Here is an 18742-nt window from a genome sequence, read left to right as displayed (position 1 = left end):
CCCTACCCCCAGCCCCGACCACCTCCGACGAGGCGCAGCAAGATCACCGAGATGAAGTGATCAAGCATTCGCGCAGGTCAGAGGCTTGATCGCTGTGGCCTGCCGGGTCGGGCGCTGCGGCGGGGCGAGTTGAGGAGTCCGGGGGCCAGGGGCTGGCCGGTCGGGTCGGCTACCACTGGCGGGAGGTCCGCCAGGTGCGCCGGGCGCGGCGCTGGGCGTTGCCGCGGCGTGCGCCCTCGCTGCGGTTGCAGGTGGCGTGAGCGAAGCCTCGATACGAGGTTCGGTCGGCTGTGTGGTCGAGGTCGAGCGGTTGTCCAGGCAGCATCGGCTGCTGGCAGTGCGGACACGGCTTGCCGTAGGCAGTGGGCAGGAGGGCGCGGCGTAGGGACTGGTGGGTGTAGCCGTAGCCGGCCTGGGTGGTGTTCTTGCTGTTGCTGCTGGCCATGGTCACCTCACTCAGGGCGGGTGGGGGCCGCTGGTGTGGCGCCCCGGGGGCGGGTGTCTGTCGTGGGCCCGGGTGTGGAGGCGTTGCCGGGGGTGCGCCGGGTGGGGTGCCGGTGGTTGGGGGCCCCGTTAGTGCGGCCCCCTGCGTCGATGGGCCCGGGTGTCCCGGACGTGGCGCGGTGAGCAGCGCGTGGTGGTGTGCTGCGGCGTGCGGCGCGAGTGGGGTGTGGTGTCCGGGGGCCCGTGCTGGTGGGCCCCTTGTTGTTCGGGCCCCGTGTTGAAGTGGGCCCCGTGGTTCTTCAGCCCCGGTGTTGGAGTGAGCCCCGGACGTGCTGGAGCCCGGCTCTGTGGCCGGGCTCATGAGGCAGTACGCGCACCATGACTGATGATGCGTGTCAGGTGATCTTTGGTCAAGCGGCGTTCTTGTTTCGCATGACATCGGTGAGGTCGGCGAGGTCCCACAGTGCGGGGGCCTGGCCGGTGGTGCCGGGCTCCCGTTGGTAGGTGGCGGCGGTGATGTTGTGGCGGCGTGCCCAACTGCGGAAGCTGGCGGGCTTCATGCCGAGGGAGTAGGCGGCCATGGCTGTGGTGACGAGGGGCCGGCCGTCTCTGCCGGTGCGCGCGGGGGTCACGCGTCCAGTGTGCATGGCTCGTCAGGTGACAGCCGCGGGTTACTGCTGGCGGCGGAGAGGAAGCCGACGGCGGGTCGATGACGGCGCGCACAGCGCTGCCGAAGTCTGCGGCTCGGGCCTCCAGTTCTGCGGTGTCCCGGGATTCGTGGTAGCTGAAGATTGCCGCCATGAAGCGGTCGGTGGCTTCTCGGACACCCGTATTGGAATGGCGTAGGAGCGGGGCGGCGGCCGCGGCGACCGCCGCCAGCTTCGGGACGAGGCTGACCGTGGCCGCCTTCGTCTGGGTGCGCTCCTGCGCTAGGAACCAGCCTGCTCCGCCGAGGATGGCCGCGATCTGGCGCTGGTCGGACCCTCTGACGAATGCGGCCGGGCCGAGCCCGGTCATGGCGGCCAGCAAGGCGGCGCGGGCCCTTTCCCACCGGTTGCTCCACAGCACGCGGTCGGCTTCGACAGCCGCGCGGAGTTCCGCGACCGCGAGCACCATGGAGTCGAACTGGACACCGAGCGTGTCGCGTTCTGCTTTTGCGTTGGCGCGCGCTGTCGCGCGGGCGGTGAGCCAGGAGCCGAGTGCTACGGCACCGAGGGTGCCGACGAGGCTGACCAGGGCGTTGAGATCGATGTTCACGGGGTCAGCGTGTCCCGGGGCTGGTGGACTGGCAGGGCTGTTGCGGAGCTGTGACGGATGATGAGCCGGGCCGTGACTCGTGGCTCCTCCTGCCCAGGGCCCATCTCTTCCTGGCCTCACGGCGCCCCGTTGCCTAGGACGGGACGCCGTCACGGGCCTCGCGGTTACCGCTTCCCGGAGCTACTGCCGTGTGCACTGCCTTGCAGGAGAGCGGCAGCGCCTGCCGGGAACTCTGTGGGGCGCGGGCCCTGTGGGCCTTCCCCTCGCGGGTCGGCGTGCGCGCCCTGCCGTTACGCGGAGTCTGTGACCCTTGGCCTTGCGGCTCGAGCGTCGCGTGCGCCCTCAGTCGTCCCCGTTGCCGGCGACTTCCTACACGGGCCCCGAGAGACCTTGGCCGTATGCGGCGCCGGCGTTCGTGTCATGCCGTGAGGCCAGTGTGCCATGGCTGACGGCGTATCGGGCAGGCCCGCGGTGCACGGCGACTACTTGATCTTGCCGGTCCAGTGGGGGTCTTCACTGAGGAAGCTGCCGTCCTTCAGCCAGTCGTCGTCCATGCGGGTCATGGTGAAGACGATTTGGTCGCTGTCGGCCTTGGCGATGGCGTACTCCTTCGTGAAGGTGCCGCTGCGACCGACGGCGAGGCGGCCGGTCATCTCCTTGGAGTCGGCTTCCATGTAGAGGGTGTCGACTTTCCCGCCGGTGGTGGCGCCCTGGGCCTCGACGCTGAGGTTGTCCAGGTCGTACGGCTTCTTCGTGCTGTTCGTGACGGTCCACGTGATGCGGAAGGCCGCCTGGTCAGCCTTCGGCCGATCGTCGTACTCCTCGTACCGCTTGATGGTGGTGATGCTGCCGACCTTGACCTTGATGCCGTCGGTGTAGGCGAAGGTGTCGCCGACGGTCAACTCGGTGTCTGGCTGTTCGTCGGTGGCGGCCGGGCTATCGGTGTCGCACTGCTCCATCCACTCGGCTTGGGACAGGTCGGAGTCGGGCCCGCAGTCGGCCGGACCGGAGGCTGACGCGGTGCTGGCGGTGCTGGCGCGTTCGGCTGTGCCCTGCGCGGGTCTGCTGCATGCGGTCAGGGTGGCAGCAAGGATCGCGATGCTGGCGAGCGCAGTGGTTTTGGTATGCATGGTCCCCCCAAGGACAGTGCTGACTGCCTGTCATTGTGGGGAAGTTGTGGTGTCAGTGAATGCTCTATGAACGCTTCGTGGCGGAGATGTAACACGATTGGCAAATCTTGGTGATTCGCGGCTCCCCTCGTCGCGGCGTAGCGACATGCGGTAAGTGCCGGCCGAGGCTGCGCCCGCGGGGAGTGCGGCGGGGAGCAGGTGGGGCGGGATCTGGTTGCGGTGGCGGCGCATGATCTGGCGAAGGGCGCGGCCGCGGGCTGGGTAAGGGCGGTGAGCCATGGTCGGCATCTTGGCAGAGGGTCACGGCTCGTCTGGCCAGGTCGTCAACGTGGTGCCCGTGGCCTCGTCGGTGAGGGTGATGCGGGCGCCGGGCAGGCTGCCGTACTCGCCGACCCAGCTCGCGACCTTGTGGCGGGCGGTCGCCTCGCTCCCCCACCAGCCATGCATGGCCGGGCGGCCGCCGGCGGTGAGGGTCAGGTGGTAGCGCTCGGGCGCGGTCCCGGTGGATTGCGATCTCACCCCCCGATCATAGAATCGAACGCGTGAACGACCTGCCCCCGGATCTGCCTCGTCTCCGCACTCTGGAGACGTGGCTGCTCTACAGCCTGGAGCGGGTGCGGCAGCGGATCGCCGACGTCGAACGGCGCGAGGCTGAGCAGCAGCGCGGGATCGCGGCTCGGCCGCCCGCGCCGGAGTGGATCCTGGAGCAGGGCTTGAACAGAGACTCCCTGCCGATCACCGTGCACGTCGGCGGTTGCCACATGGCGGGCAAGCGGTGGAAGGGCGTGCCTCGGGAAATGGCGGTGCGCGCGATCACCGAGGGGGTACCGGCGTGCGGGCACTGCCACCCGGACACCGCGCTCGGCATCCTCGACTGACCCACGCCGCGATGCGTCCTGTACGGTCCGGCCGCAGGATGGTGGCATGGCTGCTCGCGTGATCGTGGAACCGCCCGGGAAAGGTGGCGGCCGACAGGTGCGTGCTGACGGGACCATCCTCGGCACGGCGTACAGCCTGCATGACCTGTCGGTCTTCATGGAGCGGGCCGGCCTGGACGACCTCGACGTGGCCATGTCGCCCCTGGTGGAGTGGCACGGCGGCGGGCCCGAAGAGTGGCCAGCTATGGATTGATGCTGGGCGGAAAGATCTCAGGCGCTGCGCGGTTTGCGGGCCGACTTCTTCGCCGCGGTCTTCTTCCCTGCCGTCTTCTTGGCCGGCTGCTTCTTCGCGGCGGTCTTCTTCGGCGCAGGCATCTCGTGCACGTCGGCCTCGCCCTCGCCGCGCGAGGCGCGCGCCTTCTCCACGGACGCGTTCAGCGCCGCCATCAGGTCCAGCACCTGCCCCGGCTCGGCTTCCGGCTCCGGCACAGCGGGCGGCTCCCGGTGCTCGCGCTTGGCCTCGATGATCTGCTCCAGGGCCTCGGTGTACGTGTCGCGGAACTCATCGCCGGAGAGGTCGTCGCGCGCCATCGTCTCCATGAGGGCGAGGGCGCCGTCGATCTCGTCGTCGCTGACCTGGACTGCGGGCGGGGCGACTTCGGCAGAGTCGCGGATCTCGTCCGGCCAGCGCATCAGGTGCAGGACCAGGACGTCGTCGCGGACGCGGAGGATGCCGAGGCGCTCGCGGCCGTGCCATGCCCACTTGGTGACCGCTACCCGGGACGAGCGGCCGAGGGCCTCCCGCAGGAGCTTGTACGGCTTGGCGGCGACCTGCCCGTCCGGGGCCAGGTAGTAGCCCTCGCCGATCCGGATCGGGTCGATGGATTCCAGCGGGAGGAACGCCTCGATCTCCACGGCCTTCGCGGTGGGCAACGGAAGGTTGTCGAGTTCGGCATCGCTGATGGGGATGACCTGGTCCCGGGACCACTCGTAGCCCTTGCCGATCTCGTCCTGTGTGACTTCGCGGTTCTCCAGCTCACACACCTTGCGCACGCGCACCCTGCCCATGTCCTCCAGGTGGTACTGGTGGAAACGGACGCTGTGGTCTTCGGTGGCGGACTGGAGGTGGATCGGCACCGTGACCAGGCCGAAGCTGATCGCGCCGCTCCAGATAGTTCGGGGCATGGCAGACCTCCGCGACAGGCCCCGAGCAGGATCAGCCTACGAGCGGCACGCCCGGCGCGCCATGCACGCGTCCGCCTGTCTCCGCACCGCAGTGGTGCGAGTCCACAGTCCGTGGCGGCGACGGACGGAGTCGCATACTGGGCGTCATGACGGACACCTGGGTGCGCCTTCCGGCAGACACTGTGCAGGCCATCTCTGACGCGCTCGAAGCAAAGGGATGGCAGGTGGAGTACGCGACCGACTCCGAGATGGAGATCGTCTTCCCCGATCCGCAGACCGGCTACGCCATGCGGTTCTCCGAATGGTGGCTGTCGTGGCGACTAGTCGACGGGCGACTCGCGTACGGCCTCGGCGACGACCTCGGCGACCCCTGGCGCAAGCAGCTGGACGTCGACGCCGATGCTGCGGCCGAGGTGGTGGCGGCCGCTGCCGACCGGGCGATGCATCTGCTGTGGCATCTGGTGGCGCAGGAGCACACCCGCAAGGTGGAGCGGAAGATCGGGCTGTTGTGGGCCATGAAAATGCGGATGGCAGAGCTGGGGCGCCGGCTGGTGGTGACGCCTGGCATGGTCAGGTCGGCGCTGAAGGAGAGCAACGCCTGGACGCCGTGACGGCTTGGCTTTTCTCGCCGGATTCCCGACGCCTGGGGAGAGTTCGCGGGCCTGGGTCCGTAGGGTCGCAGGTGCTGATGTTGTGCTTTGGCTGGTCCGACTCGGCGCGCGGGGTGGTGTCCGCGTACGACGAGGCCCCCGCCGTGATGGCGGGGGCCTCGTCTCGGCGGGCGGCATGACAGGGGCCGCTCTTCAGGCTCGCGGCAGCCTGCCGGTGCAGTCGCCCGTAGGCCGGCCCGGTCTCACCTATTCCCTCTACGTGATGAGGGGGACGTTGCGGGATCCCCGACGCTCACCGTCTGGTCTGCGAAGTGCCCCCGGGGAGCCCAGCCCCCAGGGCGCGCAGGGGTCATCCAAGGATGATGGGGTGCCACGAGCCGGGCCCGTCGGGAAGAAGGATGATCACGGTTCTACTCCTCTGCCTAGGTAGGTTGGGAGCAATCACGCTAGGTTCCCGCGGCGGTTGCCAGTGGCAGAAAGCGCGCAGCACCACCTCATCGAGTGGGGGTGGATGCGCATGTTTACGCAGGAGCCACCAGCTACGCCTCTCCCTGTCCGGGGCTCCCGGGCAGCGCATGCCGATTGGCGGTCAGTCGCCTGCGGCCTTGCCGTAGCCGCGCCGGGCGGCGAGTCACGGCAAGGGGAGGGAGCCCACGATGAACACCAGCACCGCCGCCACCATCCGCACCTGGTGCCGCCGCGGAGCCATCACCGCCGCCAAGGTCGCCGGCCGGTGGGTCATCGACACGGCCTCCCTCGCCGCCCGTATCGCCATCGGCGCCATGAAGCGCCCCACCCGTACCAACCGCCGAAGGTCATCAGCCATGCACTCCCCCGTCTGGGACAAGAAGCCCCACCGCGACGGGGGATCTGTCGTCGACCTTGCGGACAGTCGCGAGCTCGGCGGTTCGCTGACCGGCGCGCCGACCGCCGCGGCCGGGTTGCGCTTCAGCGTCCCGGCCACGCGGGCGGCACCAGACCGTCCAGTAGCGCATGCGCGGCGTTGTGGTGTTGGCCGTGCTGGGCTACGGCTTGTAGCTGGGATCCATGAGGTACAGGGCGGCCCCGACTTCGGTAATCGTGATGTCCGCGCTGCCCTGGCAGGCTGTACTGACGTCCTTCTGGAAGCGAGAGACTTCCGAGTCGGCTGGCAGGCTGTTCCCACCGTCGGTCTTACGTGCGCCGGCGAGCATGTCGGCTGCGGTCACCCATCGTTCGTGGCCGTTCATCTCGTTGAGGTAGTCGCCGCACGGGGTGTCCGAGTAGGGCGTCTTCCACGTCTGCTCGTACTTACCGACCGCCTTGGGAGCCGGCTTCGATTCCGGCGCTGCTTCTGCCGGCGCTGCGGGGGCCGCGTTCTTCGGGCGCTCAGCCTGCGAACCTGTGCTGGTTCCACCGCATGCGGTCAGTGTGCCCGCGAGGACAGCAACGATGAGAAGTGCGGTTCTGGCGTGCATGGTTCCCCCAACTCTGGTGCTGACGGCTGCCATTGTGAGGCTGGTGTGAAGTTAATGAATGCGATGCGCACATTTCATGTCAGATCTGTGACATGAGTGCGGCTGGCATGGTGGTGATCTTCGCGCGCGAGGACGCGGTCATCGGGTCTTCCGGTGCATGAGCTTCTTGTCGTCGTACCACGCGGGGAGGCTGGTGAGGTGCCAGACCAGGTCGTCGGCGGGGCAGCGGTAGGCGCGCCGCTCGTACTGGAGGCCGTGCTGTCTGACGACGCGGTGGATCGTGACGTCGACGATGGCGGCCTTCGCGCGGGCCGCGGTCGGGTAGCGGCGTTTCCCGCACGCGCACAGGCTGGGCGGAAGGTGCGGGTCGATGACCTGGCGGCGGGTCAGGAAGGCGGCCAGGTCTGCGGGGTGGATGGCGCGCCAGCGTGGCACGGCCTTCTGAGTGGCGGGCAGCACGTACGCGTTGACGTCTTGGCCGCGTACGGCGGTGAGTATGACGGCGGCCCCGTCGGGCTGGCCCGCCTCGAGGCGGGCCCGGTCCGCGGTCCGGGTGAGGCTCGACGTCCAGCCGGTACGGTCCATGAGCAACTGGAAGGGGGCGAGCCTTTTTCGTGGCGCGGCGCCGTCAGGAACAGCCGCGGGCTGTGCCGGGGTGTCGGCGGGCGGGTCGGCCGGTGTGTGGGCGGCGACGACCGCGTCCCGGATGGCGCGTTCTTCCGGGTTCAGGTGGCCGTCCCGGGCGAGCGCGCGCCACGCGCCCGGCGGCCGGGGTATCGGCGCGGTCACCGGTCCGGCTCCTGCTTGATGGTCTTCCGCGGCGGCCCGTACTTCTCGGTGAGCTGGGCGGTGAGGTCGGCTTCGGTGCGGCCGCCCATGAGCAGGATGCGCAGGGGCGGCAGGCCGAGCTCGGCGAGCTGGACGACGATCGGTTCGTCGGCCATGAGGCGGGTCATGTTCTCACCGGACAGGCCGAGGACGACGACCGGGGCGCCGTTGGGTTCGCGCAGGACTGCCTTGATCACTGGCCGGTCACCTCCGCATCACCGGCGAGTCGGAGGCCGGCGTGCTCGCAGAACTCTGCGAGGCGCATGGCGCCGGCGTACTGGCCGCCATATTCGAAGCGGACGAGTGGCCGCGTCCGGAAGTGGGGGGTCGTGGACACGATGCCGACGCCGAACCGGTAGCGCAGGTACAGGTACTTGCCGTCGACGGTCCAGGCGTTCCACTGCGAGGGGTTGGTAATGCAGGTCTGAACAACTCGGGCGAGGACGATCGGGTTCTTGCGGGGCAGGGAGCAAGCTTCGTCTCCTCCGGCGCACCGTATGCCGTCGCCGCCGCCGCCGGCGACGTGGACGTGCCGGCCGGCCTTCACCGCCTGGTCGACGGCCGCCGCAGCGGCCGCGGACTTCCCGGCCCGGCGCGGGTGATCCACGAGGACCAGGCGGGCGGTGCCGTGCCTGAGGGTGCGGCCGAACTCCGCCATGGCAGCGACGGCGGGCATGCGGGCCCAGAGTTCCGCGCAGTCCTGGCAGGAGACCGGGCCCTTGCCTCGTGTGCAGACGGGCTGCCCGTCCTCGAGGGCGTGGCGGCTGACGTGGTGGTCGCAGACCGGGCAGCGCGTCGGCTCGGGCGCGCGGCCGCGCTCCACCTGGTGGCGGGCGCGGTCGGCGTTCGGGTAGGGGCGGTGGTTCATGACTGGCCTTCAGCGTGTATCTGGCGGGCGGCGATGATGTCCGGGTCGGCGAGGACGGCTTCGTGGGCGGCGGCGCGGATGTGCTCGGGCAGCCTGTTGAACGCGTCCTGGTAGCGGTGGGAGGTGACTCGGTTGCGGAGGTCCGGGGGCATCGCGGCGGCGACGGTCGGGTGCATGGAGCTCATCAGGTCCCGGAAGGTGATGGCCGCCATCAGCAGCGCGGTCGCCGCGGCGACCTGCTCGCCGGCGGGGTCGGGTCGGTCGGTCACGGGGTGGGGCCTTCCTGGTTTCGCTGCTGGGCTTCGCGCATGGTGTCGGCCACGGCGTGGATCGCGGCGCGCGCGGCGGCCCCGTTCTGCTTCGGGGTGTCCGCCCCGCCGCAGGCGGCGCGCAGCACGGCGAGGGACTGGCGCAGTGGCTCGTCGAGCACGAGGACGAGCCGGTCAGGTGGCGTGTCGTGTGGCGCGGGCTGCGGCTCGGTCGGCGCGGGGACTGGCGTAGGCGGCGCGGTGGGGGCCACAGGGGCTGGCGCGGGCGGCGCGGGGTCCGGCACAGGCGGCGCAGGGTTCGGCGCGTTGGGCGGCGCGGGAGCTGGCGCGGGCGGCGTGCTCACCGGCGCGGCCGTGGCCGCGATGGTGGCTTGCTGGCGCTGCTCCGTCTCGATCGCGTCGAGGTCCCGGCGGATCGCGTCCTTGCCGACCCCGAGCCGAGCAGCGATTTTCCTGGCGCTGATGGTCGGCTCCTGGCGGCGGAGTTCCTCGACCATGGCGCGCCGGGCGGCGATCGTCAGTGGCGCGGGCATGTTCACTGGCTGGCCCCTGCTGTCGTGTTGGCGTGCGCCGTGGCGCGCGCCGTCTTGTCGGTGGGGCACCAGTCGCCGTCGCTGTCGCTGCGCCAGCCGTGCTGCTGGCGCGCCATCCGGCGGGCGTGCGCCGCGTCGCGGGTGTCGGTGACGGTGACCTTGGCGCGGCAGCCGCGCCGGTCGCAGAACAGGGTGTGCGCGTACCCGATCATCAGGAGCCTCCGTCGGCGGTAGCGGTCCAGACGTCGTTCCACATGGCGTTGTCGGCGGAGAACAGGCGCCACGTGCCTCGCCGGAACCGGAACCAGCCGATCGCGGTCCGCTCGCCGGTCTCCGGGTCCGTGGTGACGGCGGCGCAGCGGAACTGCCATGCGCTGTGCTGGTAGGTGTGGTCGGGCTGGAAGAAGTCGGCAGTGGACTCGCCCGCGGCCGGCTGGGTGCCGGCGCTGGTGTCCTTCTCCCGCTCCTCGACCGTGGTGGTCCGCAGGATGCCGAGGTCCTTGGCGATCGCCACGGCGTGAGCTGCGTTCGTGGCCCCGAGCCTCTGGTAGACGTACTGCCGGTGGCTCTTGACGGTGTGCGCGCTCATCCCGAGGCGAGCGCCCGTCTCTCCGGATGACTCGCCCGCGGCCAGGCCGACGAGGACGGCGTAGCGGTGAGGGGTGATGAGCAGGTCCGGTGCCGGGCCGCGGGCCGCGTGGTCGGCGACTCGGTTGGCGAACCGGTGGACCTGCTTGACGCTCAGCGGAAGGCCGAGCTCGTCGGCGGCGCGCAGCATGTGCTTGCGCAGAGCGGTGATCACTCGTCCACGTCCCGGTAGTCGTCGGCGTAGTCGTCTGGGCCGAGAGCGGTGGCCATGCCCTCGGCCGCCCACGCCTCCTCCGCACGCGGGTCGGGCATGACCGGCATCGGCGCGACGACAGCGAGCGACGGGCCACCAGGCGCAGGCAGGTCGACGAACACGTAGTCCGGCACGCCCCGGCCGCCGCGCCTCTCCGCCTCAGCACGCTGGTCCCAGCCGGAGGCGATGTCGAGGGCCGCGTCCCTGTGCGCGTACAGGCCCTCGAAGCTGATCGTCGTGCGCTTCGGGCCGACGGATAGCACCGCGTACAGCTGCTCGGGCAGGGCCGGGCACTCGTGCGGCGGGGAGACGTAGTCGGCGCTGTCGCTGCACGGGGGACGGTGGCCGCGCGGCCGCGGGCAGTCCGGCTGCTCGGGGGTGACGCCGGGCGCTCCGCAGGGCGGCAGCGGCTGGCTCGACTGCAGCCGGGCCAGTGCGAGTTCCGGCTCGCCCCGCTCGAGGTACCGCTGCACGTCGCGCATCGTCGCGGCGTGGCGCTCTGTCTCGAACAGCACGCGCGCAGCAGCCTGGCCCTGGCCGCGTCGGCCGCCGTCGTGGACGACCTGGCCGTCGCGGACGATCGTGAGCCGGTGCGGGCCGGCCTCGAACCACAACTCGAAGAGCGGGTCGTCAGCGGCGTCGACGGCGAAGCAGCCGGCCATGCCCTCGATGCCGTCGGTGGCGGCGGGAAGGGTGTGCGCGAGGAGCTGCATGCCCATCAGGCCGCCGTCCTCGGGGCCGACGATGTACGTCTCACCGAACGCGGCCATCTCACCCGCGGCCTCGTAGTGGACGTGGACCAGGTCGCCGGGGCGCACCGGGTACCAGGGCGCGGACTCCAGTTCGGCGCCGGCCGACAAGAGGATGCCGACCTCGCCGACGAGGTCCCGGGCGCGCTTGGCGTCTTCGGCCTGGGCGAGCGGGCTCACCTCCGGCGTGTAGCGCGGGCGGCCGTACAGGGCGGTGAAGATGCGTTCGGCCAGGACGGCGACAGTGCCGTTCCAGGAGTTCTCGCGCGGCCTGGTGTCCAGCGGGAAGGCCTCGGTGACCTTCACCGACAGGAACGCCGGTATCGAGCCGGGGATGAGCCCCTCGATGGTCTCGGTAATGATCTGCAATCGGACGTCGCGGCGCATGGGTGGTGGTCCTTCGCGGTGTGGTGGCCGGGCGAGCGGGACAGAGCGAGTCGATGTCCCGCCCGCCCGGAGATCAGGGGTCAGGCGTGGCCAGCGTCAGGCGCCGGGCGTGCCACCGGCCGGGGCCGCGCGGTCGGCGAGCTGGGCGGCGATCCACTTGGCGGCCGCGGCGACGGAGCGCAGCGTGTCCTCATTCGTGCGGCCCCAGTTGAAGCGGCAGTACCGCCCCGGGGTGGGCAGGGCGCCGGCCGACCAGGTGACCGCGCGGCGCTTGCCACGGGACTGGGTGATCGCGCCTACGACGTCGGCCTCCGTGACGCGCTTCACGCCCAGCGCGGTGACGACGAAGTCGTACGGGTCGGCGCTGCCGAGCCGGCCCACATTCAGCCAGGGCTCGCCGGGCCACAGCAGCAGGCCGGCCAGCTTGCGCGGCGGCAGCCCGTACCCGTGCGTCGTGGTCGACGTCGTGTCCTCGTTGATGCTGTGTGCCTCGCCACGGATGACGACGGCGGCCTGGCAGGACGGGCACACGATCCGCACCGTGGTGCGCGGGTAGCGGTCGCCGTGGCCGCAGTCCTCGTTCGAGCAGGCATGCTTGCCGCCGCCGCGCCGGTCACGGAACTCGTCGTCCGTGCGGAAGTCGACCGACCAGTGCGGTCGCCGGCAGTCCGCGAAGTGCCGCGGCTCCTGCCAGCCCAGGTAGGTCTCGATCACGGAGGTCACAGGGCGCTCCCGGACACGGCGAGTTCGGCGGGGGTGGCGCAGGCCGAGCACAGGGGGACGTCGCGACGGTTGGCGACCCAGTGGCAGCCGCCCGGGCAGGCCTGGCTGTCGGTGCAGCCGCAGCGCACGCACTGCGGCTCGTCGTCGCCGACGGCGTGGGCGGTGGCCTGGGGGTTGTCCTCGGCAGCGGGCGCGCACGGGACGAGGTTGGAGTGGGCGTCCTTGCCGCAGCCGCAGCGGATGCCGGTCGGTCCGTAGGCCAACGGGTCACCCTCGGGCAGCGGGTCGGACGCATGCTCGTCGGGGTCGACGGTGACGGCCAGGCCGACGATGGCCTGCTGGTAGCGCAGGTAGACGTCGTCGGCGAGGATCCGGCGCAGGTGCTGGTCGATCTCGTCCGGGGCGGCGTTGAACCGGTCAGGCAGGGCGATCGACGGAGCCGGCTCGCGGGCCGTGGCGGCGCGTGCCACCCACGAGGCGATGGTGGCGACGGTCGCCCACTCCCAGCGGGACAGCCACTCGATGGTGCTGCGCTCGTAGGTGCCGAGTTCGATGCCGGCCGCGGTGAGGGCGCCGCGGAGGACGGCAGCTTGCTCGCCGAATTCGCAGAAGCCGGCGGGCCGGTCCTCGACCGGGCTAGCAGGTATCTCGATGGTCATGACGGGACCTCTTCCTGCGGTGTTGGGGCCCGGCGGCGCGGAAGCGAGTCGTTGCGCCGTGGCGCGGATCGCGTGTCCGGCCGCCGGGCGGTCTCGAAGGGCTCAGCGCCCGGCGATCTCGCTCAACTGCTTGAGGGCGATCTGCTGATTCGCGTACCAGAAGGTTTCGCTGGCCTTCAGGCCGAGCGCGTCTTGGGCGACGTCGCAGATGAGGCGGCTCTCGTTGCCCTTCCTCGCGTAGACCTGTGCCCTGGTGGGGGCGTCGTTGCCGTCGTCATCCCGGCCGGTGACCTCGTGCTGCTCGTCCTCGGCCAGGCAGACCAGAGTCCAGCCGGTGAGGTGCGCGGCCCACCCTGCCGCGCACATCGTGGTGCCGCAGTCAGGGCGAGCTCCGGGGGCGAGAGTGCCGCCCCCGGGGTTCCAGAACCAGCTGTTCATGTCGAAAGCGTTCGACTCGTTCTTGATGGCGTCCAGGACGGCGGCCGCCACGGCGGCGGGCGTGTCGAGAAACGGGGTGGCCTTGGTGTCGGCCATGACAACTCCAGTCGTGTGACGTGCTGTTGAAGTCACGCTGGTGGGACTCGAACCCACGACCCAGGACTTATAAGATCCGCGCTCTGCCAACTGAGCTACAGCGTGTCGGTGTTGAGTTGTGCGGGCCGCGCCCCCGCTTCAGGGGGAGGGGAACGGGGGCGCGGCCCTGGGAGGGCGGCCGGGCCGGGGGGTTGCCCGGCCGCCGGTCAGTGGGTCAGGTGAAACAGGCGAAGTCGAAGGTGACGTCGCCGCTGGAGTCGTGGACGGCGATGTCCCACGCCTCGCCGCGCTCCGCGTGCCGGCTGATGATGCGGCCGACGGTCTCGATGCCGCGCGCGGGCAGGCGGCGGGTGTGCGTGCCGTCCTTGTCGCTATAGGTGAGCGTGAAGGTCTTCACGAACCGGCCGGTGCGCCGGTCTCGGCGGCGGACGGTGTGGGTGCGCGGCGTGGTGAGCACGGTCACGATTTCTCCCTAGTGGTGCTCAGCCGCAGGCGGCGGAGCGGGTGATGGACGCGCGGCGGGCGTGGAAGGGGCCGGGCTGCTCGTCCCAGGGGTCGATGAGGGCGAAGCGACGTCGGGGAGGCCGAGGGCGTCCATGGCGTGGCAGATGTTGCAGGGGCACGGCATGGCGAGCCACAGGCCGTGGGCGTCGGTGAGGGTGCCGTGGTAGAGGACCAGGTCGCCGGGCCCGATGAGGTTGAGGGAGTTGAAGAGCGCGTCCATGGCGGGGTCCTCCTCACATGGGGTGGTGGGGGTGGCGGTGCGCCGCCCCCACGTCAAACAGAGTACAAGAAAGTACGAGTCATCACAATGTACGGGTCGTACTTTCTTTGACAACTGCCCTCACTGCGGCACCTCTTGATCACGGGCCCGGCTTGGTCGCACGCGGACCCGGCCTCAGTTCACCCGGCAGCAGCGGTTCAGGCGCAGCGCAAGTCGGGTGAGGTGTTCGAGCTGGGTGTCGACAGTTATGAAGCGTTCCTGTCGGTGGCAGCCGACCTGGCGGCACGCTGCCGCCGGCGCAGGTTGGAGACGGCTGACTCGCCCTTGCCGACCGTCCCTCGCACAGCCCCGGCTCGCCGATCGCAGCCCCAATGCCGGGAGGGCTGTTCCCCCTCATGCCAGAGGCCCCGGAACGCCGTACGTGCCCGGCCGATCAGAGATCTGAACGTCTGGTCTTCGATGTCGAGGAGGCGCGCCGCGTCCAAGTAGTCGCCAGTCGCGGCGAGGGCCGCGAACGCCTCCCGTTGCCGTGGCGTAAGCGCGGCCAGGATCTGTGCCAGGGCGATGCGCTCGATGATCCCCCGTTCCGGGCTGGGTGCTGCACGACCTGCCCAATCCCAATACATGGCGTATCGGGCGCCGTTGTTGCTGGTGTCGCGGCGTGCGCCGTGGTGGCGCATGGTGGCCTTGACGTCTTCGGCCAATGCGCGACGGCCGGCTTCCAAGAGGTCCCTGCGACTGGGTGGTTCGTCGGTTGTGCAGAGGTGTTCGACGATGCCGTGCCAAGCGGAGGCGTAGAGGTCGTCGCGGTCGCCGGCGGGCCACCAGGTCCGGTTGTTGTTGACGACAGCTCGGGCGAGTGCGTCGAGGTCGCGCACGGTGTAGCCATGCGCGACCGGCGTGTCTGCGGTCATGACGCCTTGTTCTCCGTGAGCAGGTACAGCCGGGGCCCCTCGTACCGGGCCGGGGCCCCGGTGTCCCCGTCCACGCAGGCGTCGTTGACGCACCAGGCGCGCGGCCGGTCGTCGTCGGCGCGCCCGTACACGGTCCGCTGCCCGCATGCCAGGCACAGTGCGGCCCGGAAGTGGACGGACGGGCCGCGTAGTCCGAGGACGGTCAGGACGGTGCCGTGCCAGCGGGCCACGGTGCTGCGCACTTCCCGCTCGCGGCCGGCGTTCTCCGCTCCTGGCGGGATCGCTTTCAGCGCACGGTCCCAGCGCTGTGTGCGTGACGACTGCCGCAGCCGCATGTCCAGGCTTATCGCCTCGCGTTTGATGCGCTGCGCCCAGGACACGGCCTCGAGCGATGTCGGCGGCCGGGAGCCGGGCGGGGCGTGCCCGCCGTCGGCCGGCTGCCGCGTGCGTAGACCGAGCGTGTCGAGGCGGTGGATGAGGCCGGGGCCGCCGTCGCCGGGGTGTTCCTTGTCGCCGCGGTACCGGTCGACGAGGTCGGCGACCAGGTCGTCAAGACTCTGCACGGCGGGCCTCCTCTTCCTCGTAGAAGGGGTGACCGAGGTAGTAGCCGACCCAGGCCGTGACGATGTACGTGTGCGAGCGGCACGGCATGCACACGGCGTAGACGCGGCCCTCGTCGATGCTGGGCTGCCGCACGATCACGCGGCCTTCCGCGCCCAGGAGCTGGCTCTCGAACACGAAGGACACGGGCTGCCACTGGTGCTCGCCGTCAGGCGTGCCGGGGCAGACCGCGGCTTCACCGTGACGGAGCGGCCGGTGCCGCTCCTTCCCGCAGTCGGCATGCTCGCAGCGCTCGAACCGCGGGTCGTCGGGGAGCGGGCTCCAATAGTGCCTGTGCGGTTCAGGCATCGCCGGCCTCACCCGGCAGGGGCGCGACGTAGACCTTCTCCGGGCCGACCATGTCGCACAGTTCTTCGATCGGGTTCCGGGTCTCCCACGTCCCCGCCGTCAGAGGTGCGACAGGCAGTTCCTCGCCGTACTCGCGTTCAGCGTTCGCGAGCCACTTCTTCAGGTCCGCAACATCGATGTCCTCCGGCGGTTTTACGCCCTGGAGCTGCGCGTGCTGGGCAAGCAGCGCAGGGCCGCAGACATCGGCCGCACGCGGAAGCTGATGGGTGAACAGGCTCTCGCCCGTCATGTAGTTGAGGATGTCGTAGACACCGTCCATGTGCCGGTGCGAGAGGAGCCGCCCGGTCGTCACGGTCAGGACGTCGGCCAGGGGGAAGAGCCGGCTGTCGTCAGCCATCGGTGTTCTCCTTCTCGGTCGCCTCCGCCGTGTCCTCGTACGGGCCGTACACGACGTCGTTGATGCGCTTGGACAGCTCGTTGACGGCGAGCCCGTGTTCGTAGCGACGCTGAGCGACGACGGCCTCGGCTTCCGCGAGCGCGGCGGCGGCCTGGGCGACGGCGAGGTGCGCGTCGGCGAGCGCGTCGACCTCCGAGGCGGTGGGCGTGTGCCGGATCTCAGGCATCGGTGTTCTCCTTGCTTCGTCGTGCTCGCCAGACGCGGCAGCACCAGCCGCACACGTCTCCGGCGTTGGGGTAGAGGGCGCCCGATCCCTTCACGGGCTGCTCGCCCTCGCGGAGGGAGCGGCGCAGGTGGGGGCAGGTCGGGTAGAGGTGGTCACTGGGGCCGCCGGGGGCGAGGTACCAGGGTTCGACGGCGTTTTCGGGGCCGTGCCGGTCACGCAGGTCGGCTTCTGCGATGGCGAGCGCCATCTCGATGACGGCCGGGTCCGCGGTCACTGCTCCTGTCCCCCGTTGGCGGCGCGCGCCGCTTCCTGTTCTGCGGCGCGTTCGGTGACGTCGTAGCCCAGGTGATTGGTGAGCTGGGCGAGGATGGCGCGGGCGTGGGGTTCGGGGTAGGGCACGCCGGGGCGGTGGACGGGCGGCTTTCCGGAGGCCACGTGCCTGGCGATGTTCACCAGGTCCAGCAGCAGTTCGGTGGGTACGGGCTGGTCGCCGGGCCATTCGACGCGGGCTCGGTGGTAGCCCTTCAGCAGCTCCTCCAAGGACGTGGCGATGGTGGCGATCCCGTACTCGGGGTCGTCCAGGACGAGCACGCGGTCGGAGGGGAACTCGGCGCCATCGAGGACGCGGCCGTTGTGGTGCAGGCGGAAGCCGCGGGTGAAGGAAGGTTTCATCAGGGGTCCTTGGTTCGGGCTGATCACCGGCCGCACCTCTCGCAGGGCGACCACATGAGGTCCTGGCAGACGATGCAGTTGACCTCTTCGGCCTCGCCCGCCCAGGGCTCGCCGGAGACGTCGGCGCCGCACAGCGCCAGGTCCTCGTTGCAGCCGCAGATCGCGTGGGTGAGGTCGTCCCCGCTGTCGTGCCCGGTGGTCGTCGCCTCGGGGGCGAGCGTGGTCATCGCGCCTCACCCGCCCCACGCATCACCTGCTCGTACAGGGAGCGGCCGCTGAGCCGGTCCTCAATGTGTCCGTCCTGCCCGCGGCCGGGCTCACCGGCGTTGTTGATGGCGCGGGCGACGTCCAGAGCGAGGACGTCGTACATGCCGCGGGAAGCGACGTACTGCGCCTGCTCTTCCAGCCACCTGGCGATCGGCTCGCGCAGCCGCAGCAGGATCCGGATCATCTCCAGCAGTTCACGGCTGCCGGAGTCGACTCGGTACCCGTCCAGGTTCCGGTCGTCGCGCAGCCGGGCCGCTGCGGTTCGCAGTTCTTGTTCCAGGCCGGTGGTGCTCACGGGCGGGTCACCTCCAGGCGGCGGCGTCCGCCGCGGTCCTGCTGCGTGCCAGCGACGTGGTAGCCGGCCGCCCGCAGCTCGTTCGTGATGGTGTTCAGCTGGTCGGCTTCGCCGGGCCCGTCCCAGAAGACGTTCACCTGGCGGCGGCCTGACTGCGCGACGCGGACGCCGGGGTCCCAGTCGCCGCCCTCGAACTCGGAGAACTCGTGGCCCTGGTCGCGCAGGAAGCCTTCGACCGCCGCGGCCTTGATGCGCTGCGCCACGTCAGCCCCTTCCCTCGTAGTTCTGGATGAGGTCGGGGATCGACGGCTTCCCTGCGCGGCGTGACGCGTGGTCCTGCCCGGTGATCACCTTGAACAGCTCGTCGAACTGCTCGATCACGCGGGCCGCGCTGTCGTCCATGGCCTTCTTGGTGTGCTCCCCCAGCGTCTCCAGCTGCTTGGCGACCTCTGCGGTGAGGAGCTCGGTGACGATCTGCGGGGCCACCGCGCGAGCGTCCTTGACCGCGGCGCGCAGGTCCTTGAGAGTCTCGCGGGCCTCGCGGATCTCGGCGCGCAGCTGGTCGCGGACCTGCTCCAGGTCCTCGGGAGTGGGCTGGTTCTTGGGCACGTCAGATGCCCCTTCGCCCGAGTTCGAGCAGGGTCTGCTCCCAGTTGCGGAAGTGCAGCCCGCGGTCGTCGATGTAGACCTGGGCGGGCAGTTTCCGGCTGGTGACCAGGAGGATGCCTCGCTCGTTCCAGAACTCCCGGTCAGCCGCTGCCTCGTAAGTGACGGACAAGGCCATGTCGTCGGGTGCGTTGTCGATCAGCCACTGGGCGACTTGCTCGGGGGTGCGGCTGGTGTGGATGAACACCGGATGGGTGGCCATGAGCTGGTCGAGAGCCTCGAACGCGCCGGGCATCGGCGGGTCGTAGATCTCTCCGTTCTGCCAGCCCTTCGTGTAGGCGTGGATCACGCCGTCAAAGTCCACAGCGACGGTCATGGG

General features: G+C 70.5%; 35 protein-coding genes and 1 tRNA gene. 3 read left to right on the top strand and 33 right to left on the bottom strand.

What is annotated here, in order from left to right:
• Positions 1-169: 169 nt before the first annotated feature.
• The 4 genes from ACIP4X_RS17965 to ACIP4X_RS17950 all read right to left on the bottom strand — a co-directional run bounded on the left by ACIP4X_RS17965 (position 170) and on the right by ACIP4X_RS17950 (position 3350).
• Positions 170-445, bottom strand: a complete 276-nt coding sequence (locus tag ACIP4X_RS17965) for an endonuclease domain-containing protein (RefSeq protein ID WP_401349213.1) — start codon at positions 443-445, stop codon at positions 170-172.
• A 409-nt stretch (positions 446-854) separates the two neighbouring features.
• Positions 855-1076 (bottom strand): hypothetical protein, encoded by a 222-nt coding sequence (locus ACIP4X_RS17960; protein ID WP_401349210.1) that lies wholly within the window; start codon positions 1074-1076, stop codon positions 855-857.
• A 1107-nt stretch (positions 1077-2183) separates the two neighbouring features.
• A complete protein-coding gene (locus ACIP4X_RS17955) occupies positions 2184-2831 on the bottom strand; it encodes a hypothetical protein (RefSeq protein WP_401349207.1) in 648 nt (215 codons plus the stop codon).
• A 300-nt stretch (positions 2832-3131) separates the two neighbouring features.
• Positions 3132-3350, bottom strand: a complete 219-nt coding sequence (locus ACIP4X_RS17950) for a hypothetical protein (RefSeq protein ID WP_401349204.1) — start codon at positions 3348-3350, stop codon at positions 3132-3134.
• 23 nt (positions 3351-3373) lie between these two features.
• Here ACIP4X_RS17950 and ACIP4X_RS17945 point away from each other — a divergent pair, with 23 nt between their 5' ends.
• A complete protein-coding gene (locus tag ACIP4X_RS17945) occupies positions 3374-3709 on the top strand; it encodes a DUF6233 domain-containing protein (RefSeq protein WP_401349201.1) in 336 nt (111 codons plus the stop codon).
• Positions 3710-3806: 97 nt separating this feature from the next.
• Positions 3807-3962: a hypothetical protein gene (locus tag ACIP4X_RS17940; RefSeq protein WP_401349198.1), complete on the top strand. Its 156-nt coding sequence runs from the start codon at positions 3807-3809 to the stop codon at positions 3960-3962.
• Positions 3963-3979: 17 nt separating this feature from the next.
• On the opposite strand, the gene ACIP4X_RS17935 is transcribed toward ACIP4X_RS17940, so the two are convergent.
• Positions 3980-4894 carry a Ku protein gene (locus tag ACIP4X_RS17935; RefSeq protein ID WP_401349195.1) on the bottom strand — a complete coding sequence of 305 codons (915 nt, stop codon included), beginning with the start codon at positions 4892-4894 and terminating at the stop codon, positions 3980-3982.
• 146 nt (positions 4895-5040) lie between these two features.
• Here ACIP4X_RS17935 and ACIP4X_RS17930 point away from each other — a divergent pair, with 146 nt between their 5' ends.
• Positions 5041-5505: a hypothetical protein gene (locus tag ACIP4X_RS17930; RefSeq protein ID WP_401349192.1), complete on the top strand. Its 465-nt coding sequence runs from the start codon at positions 5041-5043 to the stop codon at positions 5503-5505.
• Between the two features lie 631 nt (positions 5506-6136).
• Here ACIP4X_RS17930 and ACIP4X_RS17925 read toward each other — a convergent pair.
• The 28 genes from ACIP4X_RS17925 to ACIP4X_RS17790 form a co-directional block, all read right to left on the bottom strand.
• A complete protein-coding gene (locus ACIP4X_RS17925) occupies positions 6137-6331 on the bottom strand; it encodes a hypothetical protein (RefSeq protein ID WP_326804940.1) in 195 nt (64 codons plus the stop codon).
• Between the two features lie 199 nt (positions 6332-6530).
• Positions 6531-6962: a hypothetical protein gene (locus ACIP4X_RS17920; protein WP_326804939.1), complete on the bottom strand. Its 432-nt coding sequence runs from the start codon at positions 6960-6962 to the stop codon at positions 6531-6533.
• 138 nt (positions 6963-7100) lie between these two features.
• Positions 7101-7751 (bottom strand): hypothetical protein, encoded by a 651-nt coding sequence (locus ACIP4X_RS17915; protein WP_401349188.1) that lies wholly within the window; start codon positions 7749-7751, stop codon positions 7101-7103.
• Complete coding sequence (locus tag ACIP4X_RS17910) at positions 7748-7987, bottom strand: hypothetical protein (protein ID WP_401349185.1); 240 nt, start codon at positions 7985-7987, stop codon at positions 7748-7750. The genes ACIP4X_RS17915 and ACIP4X_RS17910 overlap by 4 nt, the downstream gene beginning before the upstream one ends.
• The gene (locus ACIP4X_RS17905; RefSeq protein ID WP_401349182.1) at positions 7984-8658 is read right to left on the bottom strand and encodes a hypothetical protein; all 675 of its coding nucleotides are present in this window, start codon (positions 8656-8658) and stop codon (positions 7984-7986) included. The genes ACIP4X_RS17910 and ACIP4X_RS17905 overlap by 4 nt, the downstream gene beginning before the upstream one ends.
• Complete coding sequence (locus ACIP4X_RS17900; protein ID WP_401349179.1) at positions 8655-8927, bottom strand: hypothetical protein; 273 nt, start codon at positions 8925-8927, stop codon at positions 8655-8657. The genes ACIP4X_RS17905 and ACIP4X_RS17900 overlap by 4 nt, the downstream gene beginning before the upstream one ends.
• Positions 8924-9460 carry a helix-turn-helix domain-containing protein gene (locus ACIP4X_RS17895; protein WP_401349326.1) on the bottom strand — a complete coding sequence of 179 codons (537 nt, stop codon included), beginning with the start codon at positions 9458-9460 and terminating at the stop codon, positions 8924-8926. Before ACIP4X_RS17895 ends, ACIP4X_RS17900 begins: the two co-directional genes overlap by 4 nt.
• Positions 9461-9462: 2 nt before the next feature.
• Positions 9463-9672 (bottom strand): hypothetical protein, encoded by a 210-nt coding sequence (locus ACIP4X_RS17890; protein ID WP_401349176.1) that lies wholly within the window; start codon positions 9670-9672, stop codon positions 9463-9465.
• Entirely contained in the window at positions 9672-10262 is a 591-nt protein-coding gene (locus ACIP4X_RS17885) for a response regulator transcription factor (RefSeq protein ID WP_401349173.1), read from the bottom strand. Before ACIP4X_RS17885 ends, ACIP4X_RS17890 begins: the two co-directional genes overlap by 1 nt.
• Positions 10259-11437 (bottom strand): hypothetical protein, encoded by a 1179-nt coding sequence (locus ACIP4X_RS17880; RefSeq protein WP_401349170.1) that lies wholly within the window; start codon positions 11435-11437, stop codon positions 10259-10261. Before ACIP4X_RS17880 ends, ACIP4X_RS17885 begins: the two co-directional genes overlap by 4 nt.
• 96 nt (positions 11438-11533) lie before the next feature.
• Entirely contained in the window at positions 11534-12160 is a 627-nt protein-coding gene (locus tag ACIP4X_RS17875; protein WP_401349168.1) for a hypothetical protein, read from the bottom strand.
• Entirely contained in the window at positions 12157-12819 is a 663-nt protein-coding gene (locus tag ACIP4X_RS17870; RefSeq protein ID WP_326804927.1) for a hypothetical protein, read from the bottom strand. Before ACIP4X_RS17870 ends, ACIP4X_RS17875 begins: the two co-directional genes overlap by 4 nt.
• 102 nt (positions 12820-12921) lie before the next feature.
• Entirely contained in the window at positions 12922-13353 is a 432-nt protein-coding gene (locus tag ACIP4X_RS17865) for a hypothetical protein (protein ID WP_326804926.1), read from the bottom strand.
• A gap of 32 nt (positions 13354-13385) precedes the next feature.
• Positions 13386-13458 (bottom strand) — tRNA-Ile (locus tag ACIP4X_RS17860).
• A 109-nt stretch (positions 13459-13567) separates the two neighbouring features.
• The gene (locus tag ACIP4X_RS17855) at positions 13568-13816 is read right to left on the bottom strand and encodes a hypothetical protein (protein ID WP_401349163.1); all 249 of its coding nucleotides are present in this window, start codon (positions 13814-13816) and stop codon (positions 13568-13570) included.
• Between the two features lie 9 nt (positions 13817-13825).
• On the bottom strand, positions 13826-14077 hold the full coding sequence (locus ACIP4X_RS17850) for a hypothetical protein (RefSeq protein WP_401349160.1): 252 nt from the start codon (positions 14075-14077) through the stop codon (positions 13826-13828).
• Between the two features lie 245 nt (positions 14078-14322).
• The gene (locus ACIP4X_RS17845) at positions 14323-14991 is read right to left on the bottom strand and encodes a hypothetical protein (protein ID WP_401349157.1); all 669 of its coding nucleotides are present in this window, start codon (positions 14989-14991) and stop codon (positions 14323-14325) included.
• On the bottom strand, positions 14988-15554 hold the full coding sequence (locus ACIP4X_RS17840) for a hypothetical protein (protein ID WP_401349154.1): 567 nt from the start codon (positions 15552-15554) through the stop codon (positions 14988-14990). Before ACIP4X_RS17840 ends, ACIP4X_RS17845 begins: the two co-directional genes overlap by 4 nt.
• Entirely contained in the window at positions 15541-15900 is a 360-nt protein-coding gene (locus ACIP4X_RS17835) for a hypothetical protein (protein ID WP_401349151.1), read from the bottom strand. The genes ACIP4X_RS17840 and ACIP4X_RS17835 overlap by 14 nt, the downstream gene beginning before the upstream one ends.
• On the bottom strand, positions 15893-16297 hold the full coding sequence (locus ACIP4X_RS17830; RefSeq protein ID WP_401349148.1) for a hypothetical protein: 405 nt from the start codon (positions 16295-16297) through the stop codon (positions 15893-15895). The genes ACIP4X_RS17835 and ACIP4X_RS17830 overlap by 8 nt, the downstream gene beginning before the upstream one ends.
• Complete coding sequence (locus ACIP4X_RS17825) at positions 16290-16523, bottom strand: hypothetical protein (protein ID WP_401349145.1); 234 nt, start codon at positions 16521-16523, stop codon at positions 16290-16292. The genes ACIP4X_RS17830 and ACIP4X_RS17825 overlap by 8 nt, the downstream gene beginning before the upstream one ends.
• On the bottom strand, positions 16516-16797 hold the full coding sequence (locus tag ACIP4X_RS17820) for a hypothetical protein (protein ID WP_401349142.1): 282 nt from the start codon (positions 16795-16797) through the stop codon (positions 16516-16518). The genes ACIP4X_RS17825 and ACIP4X_RS17820 overlap by 8 nt, the downstream gene beginning before the upstream one ends.
• Positions 16794-17195, bottom strand: a complete 402-nt coding sequence (locus ACIP4X_RS17815; RefSeq protein WP_401349139.1) for a hypothetical protein — start codon at positions 17193-17195, stop codon at positions 16794-16796. The genes ACIP4X_RS17820 and ACIP4X_RS17815 overlap by 4 nt, the downstream gene beginning before the upstream one ends.
• Before the next feature lie 23 nt (positions 17196-17218).
• Positions 17219-17422: a hypothetical protein gene (locus tag ACIP4X_RS17810; RefSeq protein WP_401349136.1), complete on the bottom strand. Its 204-nt coding sequence runs from the start codon at positions 17420-17422 to the stop codon at positions 17219-17221.
• On the bottom strand, positions 17419-17757 hold the full coding sequence (locus ACIP4X_RS17805) for a hypothetical protein (RefSeq protein WP_401349133.1): 339 nt from the start codon (positions 17755-17757) through the stop codon (positions 17419-17421). Before ACIP4X_RS17805 ends, ACIP4X_RS17810 begins: the two co-directional genes overlap by 4 nt.
• Complete coding sequence (locus ACIP4X_RS17800; RefSeq protein WP_401349131.1) at positions 17754-18020, bottom strand: hypothetical protein; 267 nt, start codon at positions 18018-18020, stop codon at positions 17754-17756. The genes ACIP4X_RS17805 and ACIP4X_RS17800 overlap by 4 nt, the downstream gene beginning before the upstream one ends.
• 1 nt (position 18021) lies before the next feature.
• Positions 18022-18366 (bottom strand): hypothetical protein, encoded by a 345-nt coding sequence (locus tag ACIP4X_RS17795; RefSeq protein WP_326804919.1) that lies wholly within the window; start codon positions 18364-18366, stop codon positions 18022-18024.
• 1 nt (position 18367) lies between these two features.
• Complete coding sequence (locus tag ACIP4X_RS17790; RefSeq protein WP_326804918.1) at positions 18368-18739, bottom strand: hypothetical protein; 372 nt, start codon at positions 18737-18739, stop codon at positions 18368-18370.
• Positions 18740-18742: the final 3 nt, after the last annotated feature.

The sequence above is a fragment of the Streptomyces sp. NPDC088817 genome (assembly GCF_044750345.1).
In the GTDB taxonomy this organism is placed as follows: Bacteria; Actinomycetota; Actinomycetes; order Streptomycetales; family Streptomycetaceae; genus Streptomyces.
Note: the sequence above shows the minus strand (reverse complement) of the source record. Positions and strands in the feature narration are given on the sequence as shown.